Source organism: bacterium (assembly GCA_035945995.1).
Taxonomy (GTDB): Bacteria; Sysuimicrobiota; Sysuimicrobiia; order Sysuimicrobiales; family Segetimicrobiaceae; genus DASSJF01.
Window position 1 is genome coordinate 24,240 of sequence record DASYZR010000153.1, and the last position, 13,160, is coordinate 37,399.

Here is a 13,160-nt window from a genome sequence, read left to right on the forward strand (position 1 = left end):
CGTGAACCTCATCGAACAGTCGAGCGTGCCCGAATCCGGTCCATCCGCGCCCGATCGCGTCACCGTCTCGGTCGTGCAGCACCGCCTCTCCGCGATTGTGGCCGAGATGGGAGAGGCAATGCTCCGAACCGCCTACTCCCAGATCCTGAACTCGAGCCGCGATTTCTCGACCGCCCTCTGCGACGCCGGCGGACGCCTGCTGGCCCAGGCGGAACACGTGCCGATCCACGTGGGGGCCCTGCCGTGGGCGGTGCGGTCCGTCCAGGCGTTCTTTGCCGGGCGGATCCGCGCCGGCGACCTCTACCTGGTCAACGATCCGTACCACGGCGGCAGCCACCTGCCGGACCTCACCGTGGTGCTGCCGGTCTTCACGCCTGCTCATGGGGAGGCCGGCGGCCGGCTCGTGTGCTGGACGGTCAACCGGGCGCACCAGAGCGACATCGGCGGCGCGACGCACGGCAGCTACAACGCGGCCGCGACCGAGATCTGGCAGGAAGGCCTGCGCGTTCCTCCGCTCAAACTGTACGACGCGGGCGCGGAGCGCGACGATGTGCTCAACATGGTGGCCACGAACGTCCGCCACTCCCGCGACTTCCTCGGCGATCTGCGCGCGTCGATGGGGTCGGCGCGGCTCGGCGAGCGGCGTCTGCTGCGCCTGGTGGACGAGTACGGCGTCGACGTCCTGCTCGAGGCGGCGCGGGAGGTGCTGGACGGGACCGAACGGCGGACGCGCGCGTGCATCCGGCCCTGGCGGGACGGCGTCTACCGCGGCGAAGCGGTGCTGGACGACGACGGACACGGGGCCGTCGACATCGCCGTGCGGGCGACGGTGACCAAGCGCGGCGACAACCTCACCGTCGACCTCCGGCGCAGCGACCCCCAGGTGACGGGCTTCGTCAACTCGTCGCTGCCGAACACGATGTCCGCGGTGCATCTGGCGATCGCGTACCTGATCGATCCCGATATTCCGAAAAATGACGGGACGTTTCGGCCGGTCACGGTCCTCACGCGCGAGGGCACGATCGTGCATCCCCGTCCGCCGGCGCCGGTCACGCTGTGCACCAACCACAGCGGCCAGGAGATCTGCGAAGCCGTGCTCAAGGCGCTGGCTCCCGCGTGCCCGGAGCGCGCCGTTGCGGGGTGGAGCCGCCGGTTCCGGATCGCGATCCGCGGTATCGACCCGCGCAGCGGACGTCCGTTCATCTGGCATCTCTTTCACGCGCGACCCGGCGGCGGGGCGTCCGCCGCCGGGGACGGCTGGCCCACGGCGGGCGAAGGCCAGGCGGCCGGCGGGCTCAAGTTCGGGAGCGTCGAGGTGACAGAAGTGCGGTTTCCGCTGCGCCTCGAGCGCCACGAATTCCGGCCGAACTCGGGCGGCGACGGACAGTTTCGCGGCGGCGTGGGGTCGCATCTCCGCATGCGCGTCGAAATCGCCGAACCGGCGGTCGCGAACACCGCGGGCGACGGCGTCCGGCATGCCCCGTACGGCCTCTTCGGCGGCCGGGACGGCGCCGTGCACCGGTATCGCCTCATCTCGCGCCGCCGGACCCGGGTGCTGCGCACAAAGGAAGTCGGGATCCCCGTCCTGCCCGGTGACGTGTTCCACATTGACTCGTCGGGAGGCGGCGGTTACGGACCGCCGGCGCGGCGCGATCCGGGCGCTCGAGCCGCCGACCTCGAGAACGGCTTCGTGACGGCGCGCGCATCCGGCCGGCGGCCCGCCCGCACCCGATGATCGGTTCCTACCGCATCGGCATCGACGTCGGCGGCACGTTCACCGACGCGGTGTGCGTGGACGAGGCCGGCCGGGCCACGCTCGTCAAAGCGTCCTCCACGCCGGCCGACCCGTCGATCGGTGTCCTCGACGCGATCGAAGCGCTCGCCGGCCGGCTCGCCGTCGACCTCCGCGCGCTGCTGGCGAACACGTCGCAGATCGTCCACGGGACCACGGTTGCCACCAACGCGCTCCTCGAGCGCAGGGGCGCGCGCGTCGGCCTGCTGACCACCGAGGGGCACCGGGACGTGCTCGAGATGCGGGAAGGACTCAAGCCGGACCGCTACAACCTCCGGATGCCGCCGCCGGTCCCGCTCGTGCCGCGCGGGCTCCGGCTCGGGGTCCGCGAGCGGACCCTCGCCGACGGCACCGTCGCCGTCCCGCTCGGCCGGGCGTCCCTCGACCGGGCGATCCGCCGGCTGGAGCGCGCCGGGGTCGACGCCGTCGCGATCTGCTACCTGCACGCCTACCGCAACCCGCGGCACGAACTGGCGACGCGGGAGGCCGTGCGCCGCCGTTTGCGCGGCGCCTACGTGTCGTCCTCCTGGGACGTCCTGCCGCAGATCAAGGAATACGAGCGCGTGTGCACGACCGTGATCACCGCGTACGTCGGCCCGGTGCTCCGGCGCTACCTGACCCGCCTCGCCTCGCGGCTGCGCGCGGCCGGCTACCCGCGCGACGTGCTCGTCATGCAGTCACACGGCGGCGTGGCGGCGATCTCCGAAGCCACGCGCCTCGCCGCGGGCGCGATTCTCTCCGGCCCGGCCGGCGGCATCGCCGGCGGACAATACGCCGCGCGGCTGCTGGGCGAGGGGAACCTCATTACGTTCGACATGGGCGGCACCAGCACGGACATCGCGCTCCTCGAAGGGGGACGGCCGCGGACGACCGGCGACCGCCGGGTGAGCGGCCACACGCTCGCGCTGCCGAGCATCGACATTCACACGATCGGCGCGGGGGGAGGCTCCCTCGCCCGCGTCGACGCGGGCGGCATTCTGCACGTCGGCCCCGAGAGCGCCGGCGCGGAACCCGGGCCGGCCTGCTACGGCCGCGGCGGAGCCGGCGCCACCGTCACCGACGCGAACGTCGTGCTGGGCCACCTCGATCCCGACACGTTCTGGGGCGGACGCCGGCGGCTGGACGCCGCGGCGGCGCACCGGGCCGTCGAGGCCGTCGCCGCGCGCCTCGGGGGAACCGTGATCGACGCGGCCCGCGGCATCTACGAGGTGGTCAACACGGCGATGGCCGAGGGGATCCGCGTCGTGTCGGTCCGCCGGGGGATCGACCCGCGGCGCTTCGCCCTCCTCGCGTTCGGCGGGGCGGCCGGCCTCCACGCCACCGCGGTCGCCGGGATGCTCGAAATCGCTCGGGTCGTGGTGCCGCGGCAGGCGCCGGTGCTGTCCGCCTGGGGCATGCTCGCCGCGGACCTCCGGTACGACGTCGTGCGCACCCACGTCGGGGAGATCCACAAAGTCGGCCCGGCGCGCCTGCGCCGTCTGTTCGCGGAGATGGAACGGGAGGGACGCCGGCGGCTCGAGCCCGCGGTCCCGGACCATCTCGAACCCGGGGGACGCGTCGGGGCCGGCACGGGCGCGCCGGGACGGAACGGCGAAGATGCCGGGCCGCACTTCGACGTGCTGCGCTCACTCGATCTGCGCTACGGCGAGCAGATCTTCGAGATCGACGTCCCGCTCGACGGGATCCCGCTCCAGGAACCGGGCCTCATCGACCGCATCGTCGAGCGCTTCCGCCTCCGGCACGAAGAGCTGTACACGTACAGCGCGCCGGATCAGGAAGTGGTGCTCGTCAACGCGCGGCTCGCGGTGGTCGGACGTCTCGCGTCGCCGCCGGTCGAACCGCCGCTCGAGCGGCGGGGCACGCGCGCGTCGGCCGCTTCATCGCCCGCGCCGCCCGCGACCGCGACACGCCGCATCTACGCCGACGGGTGGCTCGACGCGCCCGTCCATCGGTGGGACGCCCTCCGGGCCGGCGCCACGATCGACGGGCCGGCGATCGTGGAGTCGGAGGCGACGACGGTGCTGGTCCGGCCGGGCGAGCACGCGCGCGTCACGCCGCGCGGGTGGCTCGACGTCACCGTCCTCGCGATCGCGCCGGCGCTGCGGGGATGACCGCCGGCGGTCATGCGGGCGGAATCTCGGCCCCGACGATCGCCGCGATCTTGTCCATGAACAGCGCCTGGCTGTCGTCCTCCGGGACGTAGCCGAGCTTGTCGCGCGCGTTGGCGATGCTCCAGAACCGGTGCGTGTTGCCGCTGATGCCGTAGACGATCAGGAACGGCACGCCGTGCTCGTCGGCGATGTGCTCGGTCTCGACCATGCGGATCGCCTGCTGCACCTGGTCGCGCCGGGAGAGAAACGCGCCGAGCGCGCGGTGCATCGTGGCCGTATCCCCGGGACTCACGCGGTCGATATCGTCGTCGCGCGGGCCCCCGATGCGCCACTGCACGACTTCGAGGTGGCGGTCGCCGACGCGGCCGGTGGCAAAGACGAAGCCGAGGAGCTCGTAGGCCGCCTTGGCCCAGCCGTAGAAATTGTCGGAGCGCGGCGGCAGATCCGGCGTGACCATCTCCATCCGGCCGTTCCAGATCAGCCGCTCGTAGTAGTCCGTGGCGTGGTTGGAGCTCGCGACGACGACCCGGCGCACGCCCTCCTCCAGCGCCGTGCGGTAGACGTTGTAGGCGAGCGCGATGTTCTGGTGCTGGGCCCAGAACTTCTCGTCGCTGTTGTTCTGCCACATCGTCGCGTCCGGGTCCGGCGCCTTGATGTAGCCGCAGTGGATGACGGCGTCGGCGCCTCGGAAGTGCCCGCGGTACTCGTCGCGGTTCGGTCGCGTCAAGTCGCAGACGACGATCCCGGGAATGGGGGTCCCGTCCCGGGTCGTCTCCGTCACGTCGATCGGGACGAGGTCCCACCGCTCGTGCAGCTCCGCGAACATGCGCTGCGCGATGTAGCCGGCGGCTCCGACGAGAACAACACGGCGCTTCGCCATGAGGCCACCCCCTTGTGAAGACATGGTGAAGGACGATCGCGAACGGCGCGACCCACGGGAACTTCTCGGCCGCGCCGCCCGACACCCGCGGGACCGCGTGTGTCGCCGCGCGATCCACGGAGTTTTGCCCGTGACCGAACGGGGAACAATAACGCTGAGCCGATATTACACAGGGAGGTGGGCTCGCTATGCCGGAGTGGGTTGTGTGGTGGCTGGCAGGTATCGTAGTGACCGCCGCGGTCATCAGCGCAGGCGGCAAATAGACGAACCGATCGTTAGCAGGCGAGGGGCCAGGTCCTGAGGACCGGCCCCTCGCGGCTTTTCCGGCGGGAAGTGACTATCCACCGGACGTCAATGGACGGGACGCGGGATCCGGGTTCCGGCTCCTCGTCGTGGTGGCGGCGCCGCCGCTCGGCACAAAGCCCAACGTTTTGTCCACGACGTTCAGCAACGGCGCGGCGCGCCGCCACCGGCGGTAGTTCTCCATGAACAGCGCCGACAAGGCGGCGGTCCACCCCCGGAAGTCGCCGCACATGTGGGGCGACACGATCAGTCCCGGCGCGTCCCAGAAGGGATGGCCTTTGGGAAGCGGCTCCTGCATGAAGACATCCAGCGCCGCGCCGGCGATCCGCTTCGACCGAAGCGCCCGCAGGAGCGCGGCCTCGTCCACCACGGGCCCGCGCCCCACGTTGATCAGCCGCGCGGTCGGCCGCATCCGTTGAAAGGCCGCCGCCCCGAAGAGCCCCTTCGTCTCCGGCGTGAGGGGCGTCGCGATGACCACGTAATCGGCCTGCCCCACCACCTCCGGAAGGTTTCGCACGGCCGTGATCCGGCCGAGATCGGGGTCGGACGCCCGAGCCGTCCGGGCGACCCCCGCGACCCGCATCCCCGCGCGACACGCCAGCCGGCCGATGGTCCGTCCGATCCCGCCTGCGCCCACGATCAGCACCGATTGCCCGCGCAGATGCTCGGTTTCCCGGTGCCGCCACACGCGGCGCCGTTGCAGATCGAACGTGGTCCAGAAATCCTTCGCGAAGACCAGCATGAGCCCGAGCACGTACTCGGCGATCGCCTGGTCGAAGACCCCCCGAGAATTGGTCAGGACGACGCGGCTTGACGCGAGTTCGGGAAACAACACGGTGTCGACGCCGGCGCCCGCGACGTGGATCCAGCGCAGCCGCCGGGCGCCCGGCCACGCCGCGCGCAGCTTCGCCGATCGAAAATCCCACACGAGGAGCACTTCCGCCTCGGCGAGGCCCCGCGCGAGCGCCCGGTCCGATACCGCATAGTGAATCGCCGCGTCCTTCGCCAGACGATCGAGCCCGACCGGCCGCGGCCCGCGCGCGGCCGCGAGCACGACGACGGCGGGCTTCCGCCCCGCGCCCGCCGCGCCGTCACTCAATGACCACGAGCCGCCTGGCGGCGAGCCGGCGGGTGTCGCCGGGCCGGGGCGCGTGCTCCCGCTCCGGCACCGCCGCGGCCGGGACCTCCCCGGTGAGCTCGGTGGAGAGGTAGCGCAGCCCGTTGTCGTTGATCATCGTCACGATCGTTTTGAGCTCCGGGTAGCGCCGGCTGAGCTTCAGACAGGCCGCCACGTTGCACCCCGAGGAGATACCGCAGAAGATCCCCTCCTCGCGCGCGAGACGGCGCGCCATCGCGATCGCCTCATCCGAGGACACCGTGACCACCCCGTCGACCCATCGGAGGTCCAGCACGTCCGGGATGAAGCCGTCCCCGATCCCTTCGATTCGGTGCGGACCCCACCCGCGCCCCGACAGGATCGCGCACTCCGCCGGCTCCACCGCGAAGCACCGGACGTCCGGCCGCCGGCCCTTCAGGTACGCGGCCACGCCGGTGAGCGTGCCGCCGGTGCCCTGCGCGGCGACGAAGGCGTCGAGGTGCCCGTCCGTCTGCTCCCAGATCTCGGGCCCGGTCGTGTCCGCGTGCGCGCGGACGTTGTCCGGATTGACGAACTGTCCGACCTCCCAGATTGTCCCGCCGTATCGGGCCTTGAGCTGCCGAACCTTGTCCAGGACGAGATCGACGTCGCTTTCGCCCCCGGGCGTCAGCACCAGCTCGGCACCGTACGCCCGGATCACCTGCTGCCGCTCCCGGCTCATGCCCTCGGGCATGACGATGATGACCCGGTAGCCTTTGGCCGCCCCCACCATCGCGGTCGCGATCCCGGTATTCCCGGTCGTCCCTTCGATGAGGATCATGCCGGGGCGCAGCTCCCCCCGGCGCTCCGCCTCCGCGACGATAAAGGGCAGGACGCGGTCTTTGATGCTTCCGCTCGGTCCGAAGTACTCGAGCTTGCCGAACACGGCGGCGGTGGCCGGCTCGGCCACGCGGCGAAGCCGCACGAGCGGCGTCAGCCCTGCCGTCTCCAGAATGCTCTCTGCCGGATGCCGCCGGCGCTCCCAATCCATCCGCGAGGACTCCCGCTCCACCAAGATAGGAATGGGAAAGCGTTCTCACCGCGCGCGCGCTCGCCCTGCCGGGCGCGGGAGAGGGCCCGCCGCGGCGCGGGCCGAAGTAGTCGGCCTTCGATGGAGCGACGCCGCGTGGACATCTCAGCGGACATGGGCGAGTCGCTGGGCCCCTGGCCGATGGGACAGGACGACGACATCGCGCCGTATCTCACGTCGGCGCACATCGCCTGCGGCTTTCACGCCAGCGATCCCGGCACGATCCGCCGGTCGGTGGAGCTGCTGCGGCGGCACCGGGTGGCGATCGGCGCCCACCCCGGCTATCCCGACCTCATCGGGTTCGGACGGCACAAGATGGACCTGGTCCCTCACGAGGTCGAGAACCTAGTCCTGTATCAGGTGGCCGCGGTCAAAGGCATGGTCGAGGCGTTCGGGGGCCGCCTGCAGCACGTCAAGCCGCACGGCGCGCTCTACAATGTGGCCGAAGTCGATGACGGAACGGCCGAAGCCATCGCCGCCGCGGTCAAGCGCCTGGATCCCCACCTCATCGTCGTGGCCACCCCGCACTCGCGCCTGCACGCGCACGCGGCGGCGGCCGGCCTCCCCGTCGCGCGCGAATTCTTTCTGGACCGAGCCTACATGGCCGACGGGACCCTCGCGAGCCGGCGGCGCGCCGACGCGATGCTGCCGGATCCCGAGGCGATGTGCCGTCGCGCGGTCGGCGCTGTGCGGGACGGACGCGTCCCGGCCGTCGAGGGGACGGACGTGGAGGTGCAGGTGGACACGATCTGTCTGCACGGGGATCACGCGCCCTCGCGGGCCGCGGCGCGAATCCTCCGCGGGATGCTGGAACAGGCGGGCATCGACGTCGCGGCCATGGGCACGTGGATAGCCACCGCCTAGCGTATCGGGTCGTCGGCAGATCCGAGCCCCGATTCGACGCGGTGGACAAGGTTCAGGGGATCACCCGCTACGCCGCGGACTGGCATCTGCCCGGCATGCTCGCCGGGCGCATCCTCCGGTCGATCCACGCGGCGGCGCGAATCCGACGCCTCGACACGTCCGGGGCCCGGTCGCTGCCGGGCGTCGCGGCGGTGCTGACCGCGGACGACGTCCCGCACAACGCCGTCGACGAGGACCCCACGGGGCTGGGCCTCCTCCGGTTCGCCACGCCCGTCCTGGCCGCGGGGCGCGTGCGGTATCAGGGCGAACCCGTGGCGATCGTGGCCGCCGCGTCCGAGGCGCAGGCCCAGGCGGCGCTGGAGGCCATCGACGTCGACTACGAGCCGCTCCCGGGGGTGTTCGAGGCCGGCGCCGCGCTGCGGCCGGACGCGCCGCTGGTGCACGACGACCGGGAGCACAACCTGCTCATTCACTGGAAGCTGCGGCGGGGCGACGTCGCGGAGGGGTTTCGGCAGGCGGACGTCATCGTCGAACGCACGTACCGCACGCAACGCGTCGACCACGCGTACCTCGAGCCGGAAGCCGGCGTCGCCTGGACGGACACGCACGGCGTGATCAACATCCGCTCGTCGTCCCAGGTGATCGAGCACTTCCGGGAGATCGCCGAGATGCTCGGGCTGCCGCACAACCGGGTCCGGGTGGTCGCCCCGTTCGTCGGCGGCGGATTCGGCGGCAAGGAAGACATGACGGTTGAACCGTACGCGGCGCTGCTGGCCTGGAAGACGGGCCGCCCGGTCCGCATGATCTGGAGCCGGCACGACTCCCTGCTCGCCCGGCCGAAGCGGCACCCGTTCACGATGCGGTACAAGAGCGGCGCCCGCCGCGACGGCCGCCTCACGGCCCACGAGATTGAGCTGATCGCCGACGCCGGCCCGTATCCCCTCCTCAGTCCCCGCGTGCTGTTCGCGGCGCTGGTCGCCGGCGCGGGCCCGTACAGGGTGCCCCACGTCCGCATCGACGCGAAGGCCGCGTTCACCAACAACGTGCCGTCCAGCGCCATGCGTGGATTCGGCGCGATGCAGGTCACGTTTGCCTACGAATCGCAGATGGACGCGCTCGCGGAGCGGCTCGGCCTCCCGCGGGAGGAGATTCGGGCCCGCAACTTCCTCAAGAAGGGCGATCGCCTCCCCACCGGGGAAGCCGTGGAGACCCACGTCGCGCTTCCCGATCTCGTGCGCCGCGCGACGGCCGCCCTCGGCGAGCGGAGCCGGCCGTCCGGCCCGTCGGCGCGGGTCGGACGGGGATTCTCCTGCAACATCCAACCGTACGGCCGCACGGTCTGGTTCCGGGATCGCTCGGGCGCGTGGCTCGGGTTCGAGGCCGACGGGTCGCTGGTGATCCGGTCCGGCGTGCCGGACCTCGGCGGCGGGCAGACGGCGGCGCTCGCGCAGATCGCATCCGAAATCCTGGGCGCGTCGCTCGACCGCGTCACCGTCCACTTCGGCGACAGCGCCCTCACCCCGCTCGCGGGCGGGACGTTCGCCACGCGCCAGCTCTACATGTCGGGGAACGCGGTGCTCCGCACCGCCCGCGAGTTGCGGGCGCTGGTGGCCCCCGTGGCCGCCGCGTTGCTGGAGGCCTCCGAGGCCGACCTGGACTTCGCCGACGACCACGTCGGGGTCGCCGGCAGCGCGCAGCGGCGCGTCACGCTGGCCCAGGTGATCGCCGAATGCGGCCGGCGCGGCGTGCCGACGTCCCACCTCGCGACCTTTCACGCGGAGCACTCGCCGCCCGTGGATCTCGAGACCGGCCAGGGGCGGACGTTCCCCGACTACACGTTCGGATGCCACGCCGTGGAAGCCGAGGTGGATGCCGAGACCGGTGCGGTCCGCGTCCTCAAATACGCGGCGTGCCACGACGTCGGCCGGGCGATCAACCCGCAGAGCGTCGAGGGTCAGATCCAGGGCGGCGCGGCGATGGGGATCGGCCAGGCGCTCACGGAGGAAGTCGCGGTCGAGAACGGCAACAACCTGACCACGTTGTTTGCGGCCTACCTGATTCCCACCGCCCTCGACCTGCCGGACGTACAGGCGCTGGTCGTCCAGTCCGGCGAGGGGAAAGGCCCGTTTGGGGCGCGCGGGATCGGCGAGCCGCCCACCGGACCGCCGCCGGCCGCCGTGGCGAGCGCGATCGAGGACGCCGTCGGTGTGCGGCTCCGGGAGCTGCCGATGACGCCGGAGCGCGTGCTCGTCGCGATGGACGCCCGCGACCGGCCGCCATGCAATCAACACCGGCGCGGCGGAGCGCCGGACGGGGACGCGAAGGAGGAACCGTGATGCGGGAGCCACAGTTCGGGGTCGCGCTGGAGAACTTCTGTCCCGCGCCCGGCGCTCCCAGCGTCGACGGGATCCTCGCCTACGCGGCGCACGCCGAATCACTCGGCTTCACCTCCGTGTGGGCGTGGGACCACATCCTGCTCGGCACCAAGCGGCCGGTCCCGTTTCTCGAGTCGCTCGCGACCCTCACCGCGGTCGCGGCGACGACGAGGCGGATCCAGCTGGGCATCGGGGTGCTCGTGTTGCCGCTGCGCAACCCCGTGGTCCTCGCGAAGGAACTGGCGAGCCTCGACCAGATCTCCAAGGGACGTCTGGTGCTCGGGCTCGCGGCCGGCTGGTACGAGCGGGAGTTCCAGGCGTGCGGCATCTCGTTCGCGGACCGCGGCAAGACGTTCGTGCGCAATCTCGAGGTCCTGCGGCGGCTGTGGACCGAGGAGCAGGTCGACGGCGCGATCGGTGACTACGTCTTCAAGCGCGCCGCGATGTTGCCGAAGCCGGTCCAGCGGCCGCACCCGCCCATGCTGATCGGCGGCTACGTCGACCGGGTCCTCCGCCGCGTCGCCCGGCACGGCGACGGTTGGCTGACATACTTCTACACGCCGGCGAGCTTTCGTACCGCGTGGGCCAAGATCCGGGCGTTCGCCGAGGAGCTGGGGCGCGATCCGGCGGAACTGCGGACCGTAAGCCAGCTGCCCATCTGCGTGGCACCGTCGTTCGAGGAGGCCGACCGGCGCGTCCGGGACTTCATCGCCCGGTACTTCGACGTCGCGCCGTGGAGCGAGTCGACCCCGGACAGCGCCGTCCGGGGAACGCCGGCGCAGTGCGCCGAGCAGCTCGCCGCGCACCTCGAGGCCGGCGTCGAGCACGTCGTCCTCATCCCGTGCGACTACCGGACGGAGCAGCTCGACGTGATCGCGCGCGAGGTCGTGCCGCGCCTGCGGCCGGGTGCGAGGCCGGTGCATGCCTGACCCGGGCCGGCCGGCCGTGACCTTCGTCGAGGCCCGCCGGCGGCTCGAAGCCAAAGCGCGGCCGCCGCGGGACAAGCGGATGCCGATCGCCGATGCCGCCGGGCTCGTGCGCGACGGCGATCACCTCGCCATCGGCGGTTGTCTTTACTCCCGGACGCCGACGCTGCTGCTGCGGGAAGTCCTGCGCCGGCGCCGCCGCGGCGTCGTGCTGTCCCGCAGCCTGATGTGCTACGAGGGCGAGCTCTTTCTGGCCGCGGGGGCCAGCCGCGAGATCGTCACGAGCTGGGTCGGGATCGGCCTGCCGTGGGGACTGTCGCGCATTGTCCGCGAGTTCGTCGAGGGCGGGCAGGCCCGCTACGAAGAGTGGAGCCATCTCGCGATCGGCCTACGCTACCACGCGGGGGCGATGGGCGTCCCGTTTCTCCCCACGCTCTCGATGCTCGGCTCCGACCTGCTCCGCACCACCGGCGCCAAGACGATGACATGCCCGTTCACGGGCGAACAGCTCTGCCTCGTCCCGGCGCTCTTTCCCGACGTCGCGCTGATTCACGTCCACCGCGCCGACCGCTTCGGCAACGCGCAGATCGACGGCTATCCCCACATGGATGCGGACATCGCCGCGGCCGCCCAGACCGTCATTCTCACCGCAGAAGAGATCGTGGATCCCGACGAGATCCGGCGCACCGCCGACCGTACGGTCATCCCGTTCTTCGCCGTCGATGCGGTCGTCGAGGCGCCCTACGGCGCCTACCCGCACGAATGCTACGGCCTGTACGAGGCGGACCTCGAACACATCGACGCCTACGCCCGGCGGGTCGGTGCGGACGGCGTCGCCGCGGCGCGCGCGTATCTCGACGAGTACGTGTACGGACCGCCGACCCCGGAGGCGTACCTGAGCAAGTTCAACGCCGCGCAACTGGCCCGGCAGCGCCGGGCGGCGGAGGAGCTGACCGGCCGGTGAACGCGCCCTACGCCCCGTCCGAGCTGCTCGCGGTGTCGGCGAGCCGGCTGCTCGCGAACGGCAAAGTCGTGTTCGCCGGGGTGGGCATTCCGCTGCTCGCGTCGGCGCTCGCGCGCGTGACGCACGCCCCCGGCCTGACGGTCGTCGTGGAAGGCGGGTCGATCGGACTGGAGGTGGAGCCGGGGCGGCTGCCGATCTCCACGAACGAGATGCGGGCAGCGCGCCGGGCCGTGGCGCTGCCGTCGATCACGCAAATCTTCCTGTACGCGCAGCGCGGCTATTTCGATTACGGCTTCCTCGGCGGCGCGCAGATCGATCCCTACGGCAACATCAACACGAGCGTCATCGGCACGGTCGAGCGGCCCAAGGTGCGCCTCCCGGGCAGCGGCGGTGCCTGCGACATCGCCTGCCTCTGCCGCGAGATCATGATCGTCACGCGGCACGAGCGGCGCCGGTTCGTCGAGCGGCTCGACTTCGTGACGAGCCCCGGTCAGGTCGACGGGGAGGGCGGGCGGCGTCGCGCCGGGCTGCTCTTCGGCCGGGTCACCGCCGTCGTCACCGATCTCGCGCTCTTGGACTTCGACCCCGGGACCGGACGGATGCGCCTTGCGGCGCTGCAGCCGGGCGTGGAGGGCGAGCAGGTTCGCGAACAGACGGGATTCGAGCTGGAGGTCGCCTCGGACATCCGGCGCCTCGCGGCGCCGACCGGGCAGGAGCTCGCGCTCGTCCGCGGCCTCGATCCGGCGCGCGTCTTTCTCGGCTGAACCCCGGGCTGCGCGG

Annotated in this window: 10 protein-coding genes; 7 read left to right on the forward strand and 3 right to left on the reverse strand. The window is 71.9% G+C overall.

Annotated elements, in window-relative coordinates:
• Position 1 precedes the first annotated feature (1 nt).
• Together VGZ23_17860 and VGZ23_17865 are read left to right on the forward strand one after the other, a co-directional pair.
• Positions 2–1,735 carry a hydantoinase B/oxoprolinase family protein gene (locus VGZ23_17860; GenBank protein ID HEV2359459.1) on the forward strand — a complete coding sequence of 578 codons (1,734 nt, stop codon included), beginning with the start codon at positions 2–4 and terminating at the stop codon, positions 1,733–1,735.
• Positions 1,732–3,903, forward strand: coding sequence for a hydantoinase/oxoprolinase family protein (locus VGZ23_17865; GenBank protein ID HEV2359460.1), 2,172 nt, complete (start codon positions 1,732–1,734; stop codon positions 3,901–3,903). The genes VGZ23_17860 and VGZ23_17865 overlap by 4 nt, the downstream gene beginning before the upstream one ends.
• A 10-nt stretch (positions 3,904–3,913) precedes the next feature.
• Here VGZ23_17865 and VGZ23_17870 read toward each other — a convergent pair whose 3' ends face one another.
• The 3 genes from VGZ23_17870 to cysK form a co-directional block, all read right to left on the reverse strand.
• Positions 3,914–4,783, reverse strand: a complete 870-nt coding sequence (locus tag VGZ23_17870) for an NAD-dependent epimerase/dehydratase family protein (GenBank protein ID HEV2359461.1) — start codon at positions 4,781–4,783, stop codon at positions 3,914–3,916.
• Between the two features lie 337 nt (positions 4,784–5,120).
• Positions 5,121–6,185: a D-2-hydroxyacid dehydrogenase gene (locus VGZ23_17875; GenBank protein HEV2359462.1), complete on the reverse strand. Its 1,065-nt coding sequence runs from the start codon at positions 6,183–6,185 to the stop codon at positions 5,121–5,123.
• Positions 6,178–7,212 (reverse strand): cysteine synthase A, encoded by a 1,035-nt coding sequence (gene cysK / locus VGZ23_17880; protein HEV2359463.1) that lies wholly within the window; start codon positions 7,210–7,212, stop codon positions 6,178–6,180. The genes VGZ23_17875 and cysK overlap by 8 nt, the downstream gene beginning before the upstream one ends.
• Before the next feature lie 135 nt (positions 7,213–7,347).
• On the opposite strand from cysK, the gene VGZ23_17885 reads away from it, so the two are divergent.
• Genes VGZ23_17885 through VGZ23_17905 form a run of 5 tightly spaced genes read left to right on the forward strand, consistent with a single transcriptional unit; the run spans position 7,348 to position 13,144 of the window.
• A complete protein-coding gene (locus VGZ23_17885) occupies positions 7,348–8,115 on the forward strand; it encodes a 5-oxoprolinase subunit PxpA (protein ID HEV2359464.1) in 768 nt (255 codons plus the stop codon).
• 41 nt (positions 8,116–8,156) lie between these two features.
• Entirely contained in the window at positions 8,157–10,451 is a 2,295-nt protein-coding gene (locus VGZ23_17890) for a xanthine dehydrogenase family protein molybdopterin-binding subunit (protein HEV2359465.1), read from the forward strand.
• Positions 10,451–11,419 (forward strand): TIGR03619 family F420-dependent LLM class oxidoreductase, encoded by a 969-nt coding sequence (locus VGZ23_17895; GenBank protein HEV2359466.1) that lies wholly within the window; start codon positions 10,451–10,453, stop codon positions 11,417–11,419. The genes VGZ23_17890 and VGZ23_17895 overlap by 1 nt, the downstream gene beginning before the upstream one ends.
• Positions 11,412–12,380: a CoA-transferase gene (locus tag VGZ23_17900; GenBank protein HEV2359467.1), complete on the forward strand. Its 969-nt coding sequence runs from the start codon at positions 11,412–11,414 to the stop codon at positions 12,378–12,380. The genes VGZ23_17895 and VGZ23_17900 overlap by 8 nt, the downstream gene beginning before the upstream one ends.
• Entirely contained in the window at positions 12,377–13,144 is a 768-nt protein-coding gene (locus tag VGZ23_17905; GenBank protein HEV2359468.1) for a CoA-transferase, read from the forward strand. The genes VGZ23_17900 and VGZ23_17905 overlap by 4 nt, the downstream gene beginning before the upstream one ends.
• The last annotated feature ends 16 nt before the right edge of the window (positions 13,145–13,160 follow it).